At 62.1% G+C, this 16,226-nt stretch carries 15 protein-coding genes; 8 read left to right on the top strand and 7 right to left on the bottom strand.

Annotation, left to right across the window (positions count from 1 at the left end; all coding sequences use genetic code 11):
* Positions 1-294 precede the first annotated feature (294 nt).
* A complete protein-coding gene (robA, locus tag D7I37_RS10330; RefSeq protein ID WP_061794893.1) occupies positions 295-1,164 on the top strand; it encodes an MDR efflux pump AcrAB transcriptional activator RobA in 870 nt (289 codons plus the stop codon).
* Here robA and gpmB read toward each other — a convergent pair.
* Positions 1,161-1,808: a 2,3-diphosphoglycerate-dependent phosphoglycerate mutase GpmB gene (gpmB, locus tag D7I37_RS10325; protein WP_061794892.1), complete on the bottom strand. Its 648-nt coding sequence runs from the start codon at positions 1,806-1,808 to the stop codon at positions 1,161-1,163. The two genes, robA and gpmB, sit on opposite strands and share 4 nt — an antisense overlap.
* A 101-nt stretch (positions 1,809-1,909) precedes the next feature.
* Here gpmB and yjjX point away from each other — a divergent pair, with 101 nt between their 5' ends.
* Positions 1,910-2,437, top strand: a complete 528-nt coding sequence (gene yjjX, locus D7I37_RS10320) for an inosine/xanthosine triphosphatase (RefSeq protein ID WP_061794891.1) — start codon at positions 1,910-1,912, stop codon at positions 2,435-2,437.
* Positions 2,438-2,443: 6 nt separating this feature from the next.
* Here the strand turns inward: yjjX and trpR are convergent, their stop codons facing one another.
* Together trpR and sltY are read right to left on the bottom strand one after the other, a co-directional pair.
* Positions 2,444-2,773, bottom strand: a complete 330-nt coding sequence (gene trpR, locus D7I37_RS10315) for a trp operon repressor (protein ID WP_061794890.1) — start codon at positions 2,771-2,773, stop codon at positions 2,444-2,446.
* Between the two features lie 54 nt (positions 2,774-2,827).
* Entirely contained in the window at positions 2,828-4,756 is a 1,929-nt protein-coding gene (gene sltY / locus D7I37_RS10310; protein ID WP_061794889.1) for a murein transglycosylase, read from the bottom strand.
* Between the two features lie 668 nt (positions 4,757-5,424).
* On the opposite strand from sltY, the gene D7I37_RS10305 reads away from it, so the two are divergent.
* The 4 genes from D7I37_RS10305 to ettA all read left to right on the top strand — a co-directional run bounded on the left by D7I37_RS10305 (position 5,425) and on the right by ettA (position 9,617).
* The gene (locus D7I37_RS10305; protein WP_061794888.1) at positions 5,425-6,036 is read left to right on the top strand and encodes a YfiR family protein; all 612 of its coding nucleotides are present in this window, start codon (positions 5,425-5,427) and stop codon (positions 6,034-6,036) included.
* Positions 6,033-7,280 (top strand): diguanylate cyclase domain-containing protein, encoded by a 1,248-nt coding sequence (locus tag D7I37_RS10300; protein WP_061794887.1) that lies wholly within the window; start codon positions 6,033-6,035, stop codon positions 7,278-7,280. The genes D7I37_RS10305 and D7I37_RS10300 overlap by 4 nt, the downstream gene beginning before the upstream one ends.
* 37 nt (positions 7,281-7,317) lie before the next feature.
* Positions 7,318-7,815, top strand: coding sequence for an OmpA family protein (locus D7I37_RS10295; RefSeq protein WP_061794886.1), 498 nt, complete (start codon positions 7,318-7,320; stop codon positions 7,813-7,815).
* Positions 7,816-7,949: 134 nt separating this feature from the next.
* Positions 7,950-9,617 (top strand): energy-dependent translational throttle protein EttA, encoded by a 1,668-nt coding sequence (gene ettA, locus D7I37_RS10290; RefSeq protein ID WP_061794885.1) that lies wholly within the window; start codon positions 7,950-7,952, stop codon positions 9,615-9,617.
* Between the two features lie 30 nt (positions 9,618-9,647).
* Here ettA and D7I37_RS10285 read toward each other — a convergent pair whose 3' ends face one another.
* On the bottom strand, positions 9,648-10,559 hold the full coding sequence (locus D7I37_RS10285; RefSeq protein WP_061794884.1) for a LysR family transcriptional regulator: 912 nt from the start codon (positions 10,557-10,559) through the stop codon (positions 9,648-9,650).
* Positions 10,560-10,656: 97 nt separating this feature from the next.
* Between D7I37_RS10285 and D7I37_RS10280 the strand changes: the two genes are divergently transcribed.
* The gene (locus tag D7I37_RS10280; RefSeq protein ID WP_061794883.1) at positions 10,657-11,658 is read left to right on the top strand and encodes a zinc-binding alcohol dehydrogenase family protein; all 1,002 of its coding nucleotides are present in this window, start codon (positions 10,657-10,659) and stop codon (positions 11,656-11,658) included.
* A 20-nt stretch (positions 11,659-11,678) separates the two neighbouring features.
* On the opposite strand, the gene nadR is transcribed toward D7I37_RS10280, so the two are convergent.
* From nadR to serB, 3 genes are read right to left on the bottom strand one after another with little or no spacing between them, the layout of a single operon-like run.
* Positions 11,679-12,938: a multifunctional transcriptional regulator/nicotinamide-nucleotide adenylyltransferase/ribosylnicotinamide kinase NadR gene (gene nadR, locus D7I37_RS10275; protein WP_061794882.1), complete on the bottom strand. Its 1,260-nt coding sequence runs from the start codon at positions 12,936-12,938 to the stop codon at positions 11,679-11,681.
* Positions 12,939-12,995: 57 nt separating this feature from the next.
* A complete protein-coding gene (radA, locus tag D7I37_RS10270) occupies positions 12,996-14,381 on the bottom strand; it encodes a DNA repair protein RadA (RefSeq protein WP_061794881.1) in 1,386 nt (461 codons plus the stop codon).
* A gap of 43 nt (positions 14,382-14,424) precedes the next feature.
* Positions 14,425-15,402: a phosphoserine phosphatase gene (gene serB, locus D7I37_RS10265; RefSeq protein WP_061795072.1), complete on the bottom strand. Its 978-nt coding sequence runs from the start codon at positions 15,400-15,402 to the stop codon at positions 14,425-14,427.
* A 118-nt stretch (positions 15,403-15,520) separates the two neighbouring features.
* On the opposite strand from serB, the gene D7I37_RS10260 reads away from it, so the two are divergent.
* The gene (locus D7I37_RS10260) at positions 15,521-16,201 is read left to right on the top strand and encodes a YtjB family periplasmic protein (protein ID WP_061794880.1); all 681 of its coding nucleotides are present in this window, start codon (positions 15,521-15,523) and stop codon (positions 16,199-16,201) included.
* Positions 16,202-16,226 lie beyond the last annotated feature (25 nt).

Genomic DNA, 16,226 nt, shown 5'->3' with positions numbered 1-16,226 from the left:
ATTATTTATGTTTCAGCTCACAGAATCAGGCTTTTACTGGTCCGCACCGTCCCTTTTAGCACAGAGCGTGAAAAAAATCTTTGGGAGTCTCGGAGGAAAAAAATTGCTATTATGCGGCGTCGTTATTTCTTTGCGCCCACCCAGGTGTGCCCCAATCCAACTCTTGCGCAGTGCGCGTAGTAAGAGGCAAAGAGTGCAACGCAAAATGGCTCATGGATCGGTCTGATAGCGCAAGCACCAGCGTGATGAATCAACAGTTCGGGTTCCTACCCTAAAGCTCTACGAGGAAGATCTATGGATCAAGCCGGTATCATTCGTGATCTGCTTAGCTGGCTGGAAAGCCATTTGGACCAACCCTTGTCGCTGGACAACGTCGCGGCGAAAGCGGGCTACTCCAAATGGCATCTGCAAAGGATGTTCAAAGATATTACCGGTAACGCCATCGGTGCTTACATCCGGGCCAGAAGGCTGTCCAAAGCCGCCGTGGCGCTGCGTTTAACCAGCCGGCCCATTCTGGACATCGCCCTGCAGTATCGCTTCGACTCGCAACAGACCTTCACTCGCGCATTCAAGAAACAGTTTGCGCAAACGCCGGCGCTCTATCGCCGCGCCGAGGACTGGAATTCATTCGGCATCTGCCCGCCCATCCGCCTGGGGGCCTTTACCCTGCCGCAGCCGGAGTTCGTCACCTTGCCGGAGCAGCACCTGATTGGCCTGACCCAGAGCTACTCCTGTACGCTGGAGCAAATTTCCACGTTCCGCACCGAGCTGCGCTCGCAGTTCTGGCGCCAGTATCTGGGCGACGTCGACACGCTGCCGCCGGTGCTGTACGGGTTGCACCATTCGCACCCGAGCCAGGAAAAGGACGACGAACAGGAAGTGTTGTACACCACGGCGCTGGAGCCGCATCACGTGCCGGAAAAGGTGCAGGAGGGCCAACCGCTGGTGCTGCAGGGCGGCGAGTACGCCATGTTCAGCTACGAGGGGCCCACTTCAGGCCTGCAGGACTTTATCCTGATGGTCTACGGCACCTGCCTGCCGGCGCTCAAGCTGACGCGCCGCAAAGGGCACGATATCGAGCGCTTCTATCCGAAGGGTGACCGGCGGCCACCCCAGCCGCCCACCGAGATCAGCTGCGACTACCTGATCCCGATCCGGCGTTAACGCTGCAGTTCGTCCAGCGCGGGCATGTCCAGATGCGTGACATCGCCCGCGGTTTCGACGATCCAGCCGGAAGCCAGCCACGGGCTTTGCTGGTGATCGACGCGCGACAGCGAACAGTTGCGCAAACGCAGGCGGCGTTCCGCATAGGCCGGCAGCCCCAACACCGTACTGATCAAGCACCCCAGCGCAATGCCATGGCTGACGATCAGCGGTTTGCTGCCTTCCGGCAGCATCAGGCAGCTTTCCAGCGCGGCGCGCATCCGCTCGCCCAGCTCTTCCATGGATTCACCTTGAGGGATACGGCCGTCAGGAGTACCATCGACCATCTGTTTGCGCCACTGTTCTTCCTGCGGCGTCAGGCTGTCGATCAGGCGTTCCTCCAGAACCCCCATATGCAACTCACGCAAACGTGAATCGTCAATCACCTCGCAGCCGCAGGCGTCTGCGATGATTTGCGCGGTGCGGCGGGTACGCCCCAGATCGCTGGTGATAACGTGCGTGATGCCCTCTTTGCTGACGCGCCCGGCCACCAGATGGGCCTGGTGTTCACCCTTGGCGGTTAACGGGCTGTCAGACTGGCCCTGGATGCGGCGAGCCGCATTCCATTCCGTTTCGCCATGGCGAACGAGGTATACCTGTAACATTTTTGTTTTCCGTTATACTGCGTGAAACTTGAGTTTGTCTCCGCCCGGCGGTCGCTTGCGCACTCGCCCGGCGTATCGGATAGAAGGATATCAAACCCGTTATGTACCATGTTGTCGCTGCAACTACCAACCCGGCAAAGATCAAGGCTATTCAATTGGCTTTTGACGACGCCTTTGGCGCGAACCAATGCCGCATTGAATCCGTCGACGTCGCCAGCGGCGTTTCGCTGCAGCCGATAGGCAACCACGAAACCCGCACCGGCGCGCGCCAGCGGGTGATGGAAGCGCGTCAGGTGCGGCCGGAAGCCGATTTCTGGGTCGGCGTAGAGGCCGGAATTGAAGAGAACATGACCTTTGCCTGGATGACGATAGAAAACCCGCTTACCCGCGGTGAATCGCGTTCAGCCAGCCTGATGCTGCCCGAGGCCATTTTACAGGGTATCCGCGCCGGCCGCGAGCTGGGCAGCGAAATGGCGAACATCACCGGCAACGCCGAAGTGAAACGCCAGGGCGGCGCGATTGGCGTCTTTACCGACGGGCGGCTGAGCCGCACCAGCGTCTACCACCAGGCCCTGCTGCTGGCGCTGGTGCCGTTCCACAACGCCATCTACCAGCAGCACCAGCAGTAACGCGCGTTACTGCGCATCGCCCAGCAGCTGTTGCTCCAGCCACTGTTTCAACGCCGGCGAGGCCGCCTTCAGGCTGTTCGAACCGCGGGTGATGGTGGCTATTCCCGCCCCCAGTTCGTTCTTCAGCTCGCGCTGGCTCATTTCGCCGCGCATCAACTCCTGAATAATCCGCACCCGGGTGCCGAGCGCAGTGCGCTCGTCCGGCGTCAGCAGCAGCTGCATCAGCGGCTGGTGCAGCTCCTGCGCGAACGAATTCTGCAGCAGCGCGACGAAGCGCAGCCAATCCTCATTGCCTTGTTCTGAAAGAGCGGGGTCGTTTAGCGATAATTGCGTCATGGCAGCCACCATACTATTTAACTAGTACAGCAGCATACCATAGGGCGACAAAAATCAATAACGCCGCTGCCACTCGGCGTCGGTCAGCACCTTGGCCGGCCGGTGCGTCAGGTAGCGGTAAAATGCGTCGTAAGCCAGCACGTTCTTGACGTAGCCGCGGGTTTCCGAGAACGGAATGCTCTCGACGAACGCCACCGGGTCGATGCGCCCCGCACTGTTGCCCAGCCAGGTATTCACCCGCGACGGGCCGGCGTTATAGGCCGCCGTCGACAAAATGCGGTTGCGGCCGAACTGCTGATAGACGTATTCCAGGTAGCGGGTGCCGATGGTGATGTTGGTCTGCGGATCGAACAGCTGGCTCGGGCCGCTGTACCCCGGAATATTGAACATCTGCACCGTATGCTGCGCAGTGCGCGGCATCACCTGCATCAGGCCGGTGGCGCCCACCGGCGACTGCGCCTTCGGGTTCCAGGCGCTCTCCTGACGGGCGATCGCCATCGCATAGCTCGGGGTGATCCCCTTGTCGTCGGTCGCGCGCCGGAACTCCTGCGGCCAGGCGACCGGGAAGCGTTCTTCGAGATGGTCCCACAGCTTGCCGACGATGGTGGCCTGCACGCTGAGATCGGCCCATTTCTGCTCGAAGGCGTAGCGGGCCAGCGCTTCTTGTTCAGGGCGGCTGCGGCTGACGACGAACGAACTCCACTCGCTGCGCGCCAGATTATCCATATTCCAGTACATCAGCTCGCGCACCCGGGCGATTTCCGGCCCGTCCACCAGCGAGGCGCGCGGCTTGGCCGCTACCGCCACCATCACCGGATAAGTGGCGTTCAGCCTTTGCGCCGCCACCATCGGGTAGAAGCCGCGTTCGGTCATCAGGTTGCGCAGGATCTCTTCACCCTCGCTGCGCTTGCCGTCGTCCAGCAGCATGCTGGCGCGCCAGTAGCGCCATTCATCCTTATTGCGCGACTCCGTCGGCAGGCGCGCCAGCCAGGTGGCCACGCCCTGACGATCGCCGTTGCCCAGGGCCATGCGCACCCGCCGCTCCAGCAACGCCGGCGACTGGCTGCGCAAAATAACCCGATCGCGCCACTGGGTCTGTTCATAGGTAGCGTCGTTGCCCATCAGGCGCCAGGCCACCGCTTCTTCCAGCCCCAGACGTTCGCTGTCGCTCATCTTCTGCAGGCGGGCGATGGTCGGGATCATCGCCCGGGCATTCTCGGCGTCCTGCCGCGCCAGGCGCTCGAACGCAATGCCGGTAGCGGCGCGGGTAAAGTCGGTCGGCCCCACGCTGCGGGCGAAGGCTTCCACCGTGGTCGGATCGTTCTGCAGGCGCACCAGCGCATCGCCCATGGTTTGGTACTCGGACGGCAGCTGGCGGTACAGGCTGTTGACCAACGCGCTGTTGCCCTCTTTCAGCGCCAGCTTCATGCGCTCCAGCGTGCTCAGCGGCGTTTGCTTGCCCGCGCCGCGCCACACGTTAAACAGTTTGTCGCAGGCGCCCGGCAGCGTTTTGCCGCTCATCCACAGGTCGTCGGCACCGTTCCAGGCCGCCTGCCGATCGCCGGTGGCCCACTTGGCGTAGTAATAATTGCAGCGGGCCGCCACCGGTTTCGGGGCCTGCGGGCTGAACGCCAGCAGGGTACGCCAGTCTTCACGGCGCGCCAGCTCATTGACGAAGCGCGGCGTCAGCGACCTGGCCGGCGGCAGCGTCGGATTTTTCTTGATGAAGTCGTTCACTTCGGAGAACCCGGCCTGACTGAGATCCTGCGTCAGTTCACGGTATTGCAAATAGGGGTAAAGCGGGTAATCGCGCAGCGTCGGCATCAGCTGCGCCACCACGTCCATCCGATTGCTGTCCCACGCCTGTTTGATTTGCTGGTAACGCTGGCGTTGGGCGTCCAGAGAGTCCGCCAGCGCCGCGCCGGAAAACGCCGTCAGGCACAGCCCTACCGCCAACAGCCGCCGCTTGTCTACCTTGACCATACTCGCTCTTTCCTCGCTGGTTATGCTGTCGAGAGCCGGTTCACCCCGTCGCCGCGCGCGTCAGCGGCCAACGGCGGATGAGGCAGGCTCCCCAACGTTGCCTGCCCGGCCGCGCTTGGACGCCACCAGGCAAAAAAGGCCGGGCCGCTAGCCCGGACGCTGGTATCTACCATAGACAGCGCAATCGCTTATCCATTCAATACTGTAGAAGAAGAAGTGTATCGTCACGACGGGCGCCAGGTAAAAAACGTTTACCTTGGCTGACAAATCAGCGCGCCGTTCGCCGCCGATATCCTCGTTGAGGTTAATGACGGCCCGCCCGGTAATTTCCGTGAAATAACCTCAAATCATTCGCCACCAAATTAGCTAAAAACGCACCTCATCGCCTGCCGGCCAGCCAAACGCGGCAACTTTTCGGAAAAGCGGTGGCAAACCCCGCAAGGCATTTTTATACTGTTAAAAAGAAGTAAGATAAATCCGAGAAAACGGCACATAAAGCGCGCAACCGAGGCATCTTATAATACAATCCGCGCCAATTACGGGTGAGACAGCGTTCATTAGACAGTGCGGATCACAGCTTTCAGCAAGACGATTATCCCTTCGGCCGGGCCAGATTTCTCATTGTCAGGTTTCCGCCCGCGGGCGACGAACCCAGGCGGGAATGGCAGATGAAGATGGCGAAAAATGCCGCGATATTGGCGAGTTGCGCAAAAGGCCCATGGCGGGCTTTCCTTGGCGCACGTCTGAATTCCGGCCGTCTGCTGTTCGTTCTGCTGGCGCTGTTGGCTTTTCCCGGCCTGGCGCGCCCCGGCACCGCCGATCCTTATCAAAAACGCACCCATGCGGTAACCACCGTGGTGGTGGGCATTATCAGCTACGCGCGTTGGACCAGCAATCCTGACCCCATCCGGCTGTGCGTCACCGCATCGACCCACTACGCCGAAGGCCTGTTCGATCCGATTCTGCTGAGCGCCCCCCGTCCGATCAAGGTCGACCGCGTTCCCTTTGACAGCCCGCTGCTGAGCGCCGGTTGCGACGTGATTTATCTGGGAGAGATCACTTCCGCACAGAGACAGAATTTTATGCAGCGCATTTCCGGCCACTCTATTCTCAGCATCAGCGAGAACGATATCGAATGCTCCGCCGGCAGCGCGTTTTGCTTGCAGATTGACGGTGACCAGGCCAGCTTCAAGGTCAACCTGGACGCCCTGGCGCGCAGCGGGGTGCGCGTTCACCCTAACGTGCTGCAGCTGGCGCGCAAGCAGGCGCCGCCGCTATGAGGCTGTTGCGCAAAAACCGCACCGGCCATTCGCGCCCGACGCTCGGCCGGGTGCTGCAGCGGGTGCATCTTGGCCTGGCGCTGATCGCCGTGGGCACCGCGGGCATTTTCCTGACGCTGGTGGCGCTGTTTGCGCTGCGCGCCTACGCCAACCATAACCTGCACCTGATCGCCCGCTCCATCAGCTACACCGTCGAAGCCGCGGTGGTGTTCGAAGACCGCACCGCCGCCCGCGAGGCGCTGATGCTGATCGCCTCCAACGAAGAGGTGTCGGAAGCGCGGATCCTGGACAACAGCGGCAAGGTGCTGGCCAGCTGGCGCCACCCCAAAGACGGCCCGCTGCACGGCCTGGAACAGGTCGTCGCCCACTGGGCGCTGCCGGAGCCGGTGATCTTGCCGATCGCCCACGAAGGCAAACAGGTCGGCAAGGTGTGGCTGAGCGGCCACGGCGGCAGCCTGCTGCGTTTCCTGCTGCGCGGCATGGTGGGCATGATAGCCTGCCTGGTGCTCAGTACCCTGTGCGCCTTGGTGCTGTCCCGCCGGATGCTGGTCGGCATCGTCCGCTCGCTGGACGATATCGCCAAGGTGGCGCACGCGGTGCGCCGCGATCGCACCTTCGGGCTGCGGGTGCCGTCGGCGCCGATCGCCGAACTGCACGAACTGAGCGGCGACTTCAACGGCCTGCTCGACGAGCTGGAAGCCTGGCAGGCCCATCTGAAACAGGAAAATGATTCGCTGACCCACCGGGCGACGCACGACAGCCTGACCGGGCTGCCGAACCGCGCCTTCTTCGAGGGGCGGCTGAGCCGCGCGCTGGGGGATATCGAACCGCCCGAGAAACTGGCGGTGCTGTTTATCGACGGCGATCGCTTCAAGGAGGTGAATGACAGCTATGGCCACGCCGCCGGCGACGCGGTGCTGACCACCATCGCCGGCCGTATTCGCGCACAGCTGCGCGATAGCGATCTGGTCGCGCGTTTGGGCGGCGACGAGTTCGCCGTACTGCTGGCGCCGGTCCACAGTACGGAAGATGTGTTGCAGATCGCTGACAACATCATCGACTGCATGACCCAACCGGTAATTTTGCCGAACGACGAGGCGGTGATCACCTCTCTGAGCATCGGCATTGCACTTTACCCTGAGCACGCGGTAACGCCTCAGGGACTTTTGCACGAAGCCGACGATGCGATGTACCAAGCCAAGCATCGTTATAATGGAGGCTGGCGGCTGGCAATACATAAATAAGAGCCCCAGCCATAAAATTTAAACTAGGGATTTGATTATGATACAGCAAACACTAAAACGCCGTTTTTCACTGTTGACGATGATGTTCATCGCCCTGCTGGCGCTGGCCGGCTGCCAGGGAAAACCGCAGGGCCTGACGGCCGAGCAGATTGCGCTGCTGCAGTCTCAAGGCTTCAAGCTGACGGATAACGGCTGGGAATTCGGCATGTCGGACAAGGTGCTGTTCGGCAACAATATCGGCAAGCTGAACCCGGAGAGCACCGAGGCGGTGCAAAAGATGGGCCGCGCGCTGCTGAGCGTCGGCATCACCCAGTTCCGCCTGGACGGCCATACCGACAATTACGGTGAAGACAGCTATAACGACCAGCTTTCCCTGCGCCGCGCCGATGCGGTGGCCGATCTGCTGGCCAGCGTCGGCATCCCGCGCTCCAACATTGAAACCCGCGGCATGGGCAAACGCGATCCGGTCGCCGACAACCGCACCTCCAGCGGCCGCGCGGAAAACCGCCGCGTCGCGATCGTCGTCACGCCATAACGCCTCGCCTTTATGCGTCTGGATAGGCGCATAAAGGGTTATACTGAGCTATCGGCTGGGATCCTCGTTTGAAACGGGCTACACTCCGCAGCCAGACATCCTATAAAAACTGATATAGAGAGGCTAAGAGCAACGTGGCTCAATACGTCTATACCATGCATCGCGTCGGCAAAGTGGTTCCGCCGAAGCGTCACATTCTGAAAAACATCTCCCTGAGCTTCTTCCCCGGCGCCAAAATCGGCGTGCTGGGCCTGAACGGCGCCGGTAAATCCACCCTGCTGCGCATCATGGCCGGCATCGATACCGATATCGAAGGGGAAGCGCGCCCGCAGCCCGGACTTAAAATCGGTTATCTGCCGCAGGAGCCGCAGCTCAACCTGGAACATACCGTGCGCGAGTCGGTAGAAGAAGCGCTGGCGGAAGTGGTCGGCGCGCTGAAACGCCTGGATGAAGTGTACGCGCTGTACGCGGAAGAAGGCGCCGACTTCGACAAGCTGGCCGCCGAGCAGGGCCGCCTGGAAGAGATCATCCAGGCCCACGACGGCCACAACCTGAACGCCCAGTTGGAGCGCGCCGCCGATGCGCTGCGCCTGCCGGAGTGGGACGCCAGGATAGCCAACCTGTCCGGCGGTGAGCGCCGCCGCGTGGCGCTGTGCCGCCTGCTGCTGGAAAAACCGGACATGCTGCTGCTGGACGAACCGACCAACCACCTGGACGCCGAGTCCGTGGCCTGGCTGGAACGCTTCCTGCACGACTTCGAAGGCACCGTGGTGGCGATCACCCACGACCGTTACTTCCTCGACAACGTCGCCGGCTGGATCCTCGAGCTGGACCGCGGCGAAGGCATCCCGTGGGAAGGCAACTACTCTTCCTGGCTGGAGCAGAAAGACGCGCGTCTGGCGCAGGAAGCCTCCGCCGAAGCCGCTCGCCGCAAGTCGATCGAGAAAGAGCTGGAGTGGGTGCGTCAGGGCGCCAAAGGCCGTCAGTCCAAGGGCAAGGCCCGTCTGGCGCGCTTTGAAGAGCTCAACAGCACCGAATACCAGAAGCGTAACGAGACCAACGAACTCTTTATTCCGCCTGGCGCGCGCCTGGGCGATAAAGTGGTCGAAGTCAGCAACCTGCGCAAGTCTTACGGCGACCGCGTGCTGATTGACGACCTCTCCTTCTCGGTGCCGAAAGGCGCCATCGTCGGCATCATCGGCCCGAACGGCGCGGGTAAATCCACGCTGTTCCGCATGATGTCCGGTCAGGAACAGCCTGATTCCGGCAGCATCGTGCTGGGCGACACCGTCAAGCTGGCCTCGGTCGATCAGTTCCGCGACAGCATGGATAATTCGAAAACCGTGTGGGAAGAAGTGTCCGGCGGTCAGGACATCATGCGCATCGGCAACACCGAAATGCCAAGCCGCGCCTACGTCGGCCGCTTCAACTTCAAGGGCGTCGATCAGGGCAAACGCGTGGGCGAGCTGTCCGGCGGTGAACGTGGCCGTCTGCACCTGGCCAAGCTGCTGCAGGTTGGCGGCAACGTGCTGCTGCTCGACGAACCGACCAACGACCTGGATATCGAAACCCTGCGCGCGCTGGAAAACGCCCTGCTGGAATTCCCCGGCTGCGCCATGGTGATCTCGCACGACCGTTGGTTCCTCGACCGCATCGCCACCCACATTCTGGATTACCAGGATGAAGGCAACGTAGAGTTCTTCGAAGGCAACTTCACCGAATACGAAGAGTACAAGAAGCGCACTCTGGGCGCGGAGGCGCTCGAACCGCACCGCATCAAGTACAAGAAGATCGCCAAGTAAGCCGGAAGGCGCCGCATGCGGCGCCTTTTTTTATTCCCGCGCCAGCTCCCGGGCATAGTCGTCGAACACCGGATGCTGCAGCACCACGTCGATAAAACAGGCCAGCGCCGGCGAGTTCAGCTTGCGGCTCGGGTACACCAGGTACAGCTCATTGCCCTCCGCCCGCCACTCCGGCAACACCTCCGCCAGCTGCTTTTGCGCCACCACCTCGCGGCTGAGAAACGCCGGCAGCAGCGTAATGCCGGCGCCGGAAATGGCGCACTCGCGCGCATACAGCAGGTTGTCGGTGGTATGCCCCATCGGCAGCTGCCAGCGGTAGAATTCATCACCGCGGCGCAGGCTCCAGGCCGTCCAGGCGCGGTGGGCGATGCAGCGATGCTGTTGCAGCTGCTGCGGATGCAGGATCGGCGGGTGCTGCGCCAGGTAGGCCGGCGCCGCCAGCAGGTAGCGCGGCGCATGGCCCAACCGACGGCCGATCAACGAAGAATCCTGCGGCTTGCCGGTGCGCAACGCGGCGTCGAACCCCTCCTGCACCAGATCCACCATGGCGTCGGACACCGACACCTCCAGCGAGACGTCCGGATACTGGCGCTGAAAATCCGCCGCCAGCCGCGCCAGCAGCGTTGCCCCCAGCCCGGCGGGGGTCGAAATGCGCAGCCGGCCGCTCGGGTTGTCGCGCAGCCGCTGCAGGGCCAGATCGGCCCGCTCGGCGGCGGACATCATCTCCTGACAGTGCTCCAGATAGCGCTCGCCGGCGAAGGTCAGATTCAGCTGGCGGGTGGTGCGGTTGAGCAATCTCAGGCCCAGCGCCTGCTCCAGCTGGCTGACGCGCTGGCTGACGCTGGACTTCGGCAACCCGGCGCGCCGGGCGGCGGCGGTGAAGCTGCCGCACTCGGCCACCAGCGCGAACAGCGCCATATCCTGCAGCTGCTTAAACCTCATTGTTCACCTCAAACGAACGCTTCGTTAGTTATTGTCCATCTTATCACCCTACTCCCGAGGGGCTACACTGAGTTATACATTCGAAAGGAGCATAGTCATGTCGATTAAAGCCATAGCCGTAGACCCGAAAAACCCCGCCGGATTCATTGAAATCACGCCGGAGCGCCCGGTTCCCGGCCAGTTCGATCTGCTGGTGGAGGTGAAAGCGGTATCGGTCAACCCGGTGGATACCAAGGTGCACGCCGGCCTGCAAAAGAGCGGCCTGCAGCAGCCGCGCATCCTCGGTTGGGACGCCAGCGGCGTGGTGGTCGAGGTGGGCAGCAGCGTCAGCGGCTTCGAACCGGGCGATGAGGTCTGGTACGCCGGCGACATCACCCGCCCGGGCAGCAACAGCAGCCACCAGCTGATCGACTCGCGCATCGCCGCACTCAAGCCGCGCAGCCTGAACTGGGCCGAGGCCGCCGCGATGCCGCTGACCGCCCTCACCGCCTGGGAAGCGCTGTTCGAGCACCTGCATATCCAGGATGCGACGGAAGATCAGACCCTGTTGATCATCGGCGGCGCCGGCGGCGTCGGTTCGCTGGCCATCCCGTTCGCCGCGCTGCGCAGCAAGGTGAACGTGATCGCCACCGCCTCACGTCCGGGATCCGCCGCCTGGTGCCGCGAACGCGGCGCCGATCGGGTGGTGGACTATCGCGATCTGAAAGGCAATCTGGCGCAGCAGGGCATTGAGCAGGTGGATTACATTCTGTGCCTGAACGACACCGACGGCCACTGGAAAGCCATTTCCGAGCTGATCGCCCCTCTGGGCCACATCTGCACCATCGTCGAAAACGCGCAGCCGCTGGATCAAAGCGCGCTGAAGCTGAAAAGCGCCGCGCTGCACTGGGAATTGATGTTTACCCGCAGCATGTTCACCACGCCGGACATCGCGCAGCAGGGCAAGATCCTGCAGCAGGTGGCAGCGTTGCTGGACGAAGGGAAGCTGAGCACCACGCTGAGCGAAACCCTGCACGGGCTGACGGTCGATACGCTGACCGCCGCGCACCAGAAGCTGCTCGACGGGCATATGCAGGGCAAACTGGTGATTGCTTACTGACGGGATGAAGCCCCGGCGGCTCAGAGCGGCAGCGCGCCGACCAGCCGGCTGGCGTCCGCCGCCAGCAGCTGCTTCACCAGCTCAACGCAGCGCAGGAAACGCTCTTCGTAATCGCTGGACTCGACGTGCGCATACTCGATGTTGTTGGCGCGCAGCATCTCTTCCAGCAGGTGCTGGAACGCCTTGCGATCGGTCGGCGCGCCGAGGCTGCGCAGGCCGTCCGCCACCCAGGGGGTGTTGTTTTCCAGCAGGATCACCAGATCGAAACGGTATTCGTCGATCAGCGCCTGCACGAACGGATGCTCACGCCCCTCATACTTTTTACAGAACGCCTGGGTGGTGACGAAATCGGTATCGATAAACGCCACCTTGTTGGCGTACTTCACCGCAAAGTCGACGTACTGCGCCTGACCGAGCGCTATCTTGTCGTAGTCGGAATACTGCAACGCCATCTCATCGCCGCCAAGGTGCGAAAACACATAGTCGCGGCCGTATTCCCAGGCGCTGGTGGTGTTGAATATGTTCGCCAGCTTGTTGACCAGGGTCGATTTGCCGCTCGATTCACCGCCGAGGATCGCTACGGTGCGCACAAAGAACGGCTTGACCTCGGTGGGGATGTAATCCCAGTAGCGGAACGGATCCTGGCGGATCTGGCCGCCGCTGATGTTCATGAACGAGCGCTCGGGATCGATGAGTATGGTTTCGATACCCAGATGTTCGCGATAACGCGGGGCGTCCTGCGCTTCGCTGGAGTAGATAAAGCTCGGCACTATGCCCTTCTGCTCCATAAAGGCCTTCATGCCGTCGCTCCATACGTTCCAACCGTGCGGATAGGGTTCGATCCCCTGTTCGTCGAACGAATGGATATGGATGTTTTTCTGGTACTTGAAGGTTTGCAGCAGCCAGCGCAGACGATCGCTGACCGTCGGCTGCTGCGACATGGAGCTGTTTTCAAACAGCGCGCGATCGCGCGGCTCGTCGTGGCACAGCATCACGTGCAGTTCGTCCACCTGGCTGCAGGCGCGCTGGATCAGGTAAATGTGGCCGGTGTGCAGCGGGTAAAATTTACCAAACACTACCCCGACTTTTTTCTCGCGACGCGGGAATTCCAGCCCGAGAAAACGGTGCAGCGCTTCCAGCTTCTGGGCGCTCGGGCTTTTGATTTTGTCGTTCAACAGCTGGCTGAGATAGCCCTTGGTCATGCCGCTGGCATCCGCCACCTGCTGCAGAGTACAGCCCTTCTGCTTAATCGACGCCTTCAGGTAATCAAATTGCCGCATTGCCACCTCCGTTTAATATGCTAAACACAATAGCATATTCCGCGCATCAAATGGCGGTTAATAGAACTCTTCCAGTACGTCCAGCGCATCCGCCAGCTTCTTCACCCCGAACACCTGCATATTGGCCGGCGGCTTCTTCGGCATATTGCCGTGCGGCACGATGGCGCGCTTGAAGCCGTGCTTGGCCGCTTCGGAAATGCGCTCCTGGCCGCTCGGCACCGGGCGGATTTCCCCCGCCAGGCCCACTTCGCCGAACACCACCAGATCGTTCGGCAACGGCCGATCGCGCAGGCTGGACACCAGCGACATCAGCAGCGCCAGATCGGCGCTGGTCTCGCTGACCTTCACCCCGCCGACCACGTTGACGAACACGTCCTGATCGGACATCTGCAGGCCGCCGTGGCGATGCAGCACCGCCAGCAGGATCGCCAGTCGGTTCTGCTCCAGACCGACCGCCACCCGGCGCGGGTTGGACATCATCGAGTGATCCACCAACGCCTGGATCTCCACCAGCAGCGGCCGGGTGCCTTCCCACACCACCATCACCGAACTGCCGGAGGTCACCTCGTCGCCGCGGCTGAGGAAAATCGCCGAGGGGTTGCTGACCTCGCGCAGGCCCTGTTCGGTCATGGCGAATACCCCCAGCTCATTGACCGCGCCAAAGCGGTTCTTGTGGCTGCGCAGGGTGCGGAAACGGGAGTCGGCGTCGCCGTCCAGCAGCACCGAACAGTCGATGCAGTGCTCCAGCACCTTCGGCCCGGCCAGCGAGCCGTCTTTGGTGACGTGGCCGACCATCACGATCGCCACGCCGCGCGTTTTGGCGAAGCGCGTCAGGTAGGCGGCGGTTTCGCGCACCTGCGCCACGCTGCCCGGCGAAGACTGGATATCGGCCATGTGCATCACCTGGATCGAGTCGATCACCATCAGCTTCGGCTGCTCCTGCTCGGCGATCAGGCAGATCTGCTCGATGCTGGTTTCCGACAGCATGTTCAGGCCGCCGGTCGGCAGCCCCAGGCGGTGGGCGCGCATCGCCACCTGCTGCAGCGACTCCTCGCCGGTGACGTACAGGGTTTTCATCTGTTCCGAGAGCTTGCACAGCACCTGCAGCAGCAGGGTACTTTTACCGGCGCCGGGGTTGCCGCCGATCAGAATGGCGCTGCCGGGCACCACGCCGCCGCCCAGCACCCGGTCGAACTCGAGAAAGCCGGTGGTGAAGCGCGGCAGCGCTTCCAGGCTGATATCCGACAGTTTCTGCACCTTGCTGATGCCGGCGTCGCCGGCATAGCCGCTGAGGCGCTCGTTGCGCGCGGCGGCGGGGGAAGCGGCCAGGCGCACTTCCGTAATGCTGTTCCAGGCGTGGCAAGCGCTGCACTGGCCCTGCCAGCGCGGATAGTCTGCGCCGCACTCATTACATACAAACGCCCGTTTTGCCGCTTTTGCCACGTGTTACCTCAATCTTTGGTTTATACCCTAACTAATGACGGGGTTATCGCACTTCGTGTTTCAGGCTGCCGGTCAATACGCACAGCACGCCCATCAGGTCGGCGTGACGAATCGACACCTGCGCCTTTTCATACACTTTCGGCTTGGCGTGGTAGGCGATGCCCAGCCCCGCCACCTGCATCATTTTCAAATCGTTGGCGCCGTCGCCGATGGCCACGGTCTGCTGCGGCGCAATGCCCAGCTTTTCCGCCAGCCGCACCAGCGTATCGGCCTTGAACTGCGCATCCACCACCGGGCCCAGCACTTCGCCGGTCAGCTTGCCGTCGCGGATCTCCAGCTCGTTGGCCGCCACCGCCACCAGCTTCAGCCGGTCGCGCAGGTATTCGGCGTAGTAGGTGAAGCCGCCGGAGGCGATCGCCACATGCCAGCCCATCGCCTGCAGCTTGCTCACCAGGCTGGTCAGCCCGGGCATCAGCGGCAGCGCGTCGCGCACCTGCCTGAGGATATTGGCGTCGGCGCCTTTCAGCGTGCCCACGCGCTGGCGCAGGCTGGCGGTAAAGTCCAGCTCGCCGCGCATCGCGCGCTCGGTGACTTCCGCCACCTGTTCGCCGACGCCCGCCAGCTTGGCTATCTCATCGATGCATTCGATCTCGATGGCGGTCGAGTCCATGTCCATCACCAGCAGGCCCGGCGTGCGCAGGTGCGGGATCTTGCCCAGCGGCGCCACGTCCAGCCCATTTTCCGCCGCCAGCTGCTTGGCGCGCGGCGTCAGCGTGCCCGCCAAACGCACCACCTGATAATCCTCCACGGCCCAGGCGGTGACGATCACCATCGCCGCGCCCAGCTTGCGCTGGAACTGAGTGATGCGCGTCTTGTCCAGTACCTTGCCATACAATAGCCACCCGGTATGGCCCGCCCGGTAGTCCAGCGGCATCACTTCATCGCCGCTCAACGAAAGGGGAAGACCCGGCCATTGAGAGATCTCCGCCGGGAGATCGCAATAGGTCAGACTGTTCGACATCATTAACTCCTGAATAATGGGGCGCACCCTGCTGCTGCACGATAAAACGACGCATCAAGCTATCCTATCGCCATTGGTTCTGGCAACATAAAGTGTCCAAGATGCCCAAGGAACCTGCATGGCTCGCGCTAAACTGAAATTTCGCCTGCACCGCACCGCTATTATCCTGATTTGCCTGGCTTTGCTGGTGCTGCTGATGCAGGGCGCCTCCTATTTTAGCCTGAGTCATCAAATGGCGCGATCCGAGCAGGTGGAGGAGCTGGCGCAAACGCTGACCCAACAGGTCGCCTACAGCCTGGCGCCGCTGCTGGACGACGACAGCGACGTCGACAACCAGCGCGTCGACGCCATCCTGAAACGGCTCACCGATCACAGCCGCATTTTGGACGCCAGCGTCTATCAGCTGGACGGCACCCTGGTTTCCCACGCCGGTGAACAGATAAGTATACGCGATCGCCTGTCGCTCGACGGCAAACGCGCCGGCAGCTATTTCAATCATCAGCTGGTTGAGTCGATCCAGGGCAAAGACGGCCCGATCGGCTTTATCCGCATCACCCTGGACACCCACGTGCTGGCGACCGAGTCCAAGCAGGTGGACAACACCACCAACCTGCTGCGCCTGATGATCCTGCTGGCGCTGGCGATCGGCATTATTCTGGCGCGCACCCTGCTGCAGCATCGCCGCAGCCGCTGGCAGCAGTCGCCCTACCTGCTGACCGCCAATACGCCGCTGGAAGAAGGCAACACGGTGGAAGACGACGATGATGAACCGCCGAAGGAAGAGGTGAAAAAAACCTGAGGATGGGGAGCGTTCCAAACGCGGG

Source organism: Serratia sp. 1D1416 (genome assembly GCF_003641105.1).
Classification (GTDB): Bacteria; Pseudomonadota; Gammaproteobacteria; order Enterobacterales; family Enterobacteriaceae; genus Serratia; species Serratia ficaria.
This window is presented reverse-complemented; position numbering and strand designations above follow the sequence as displayed.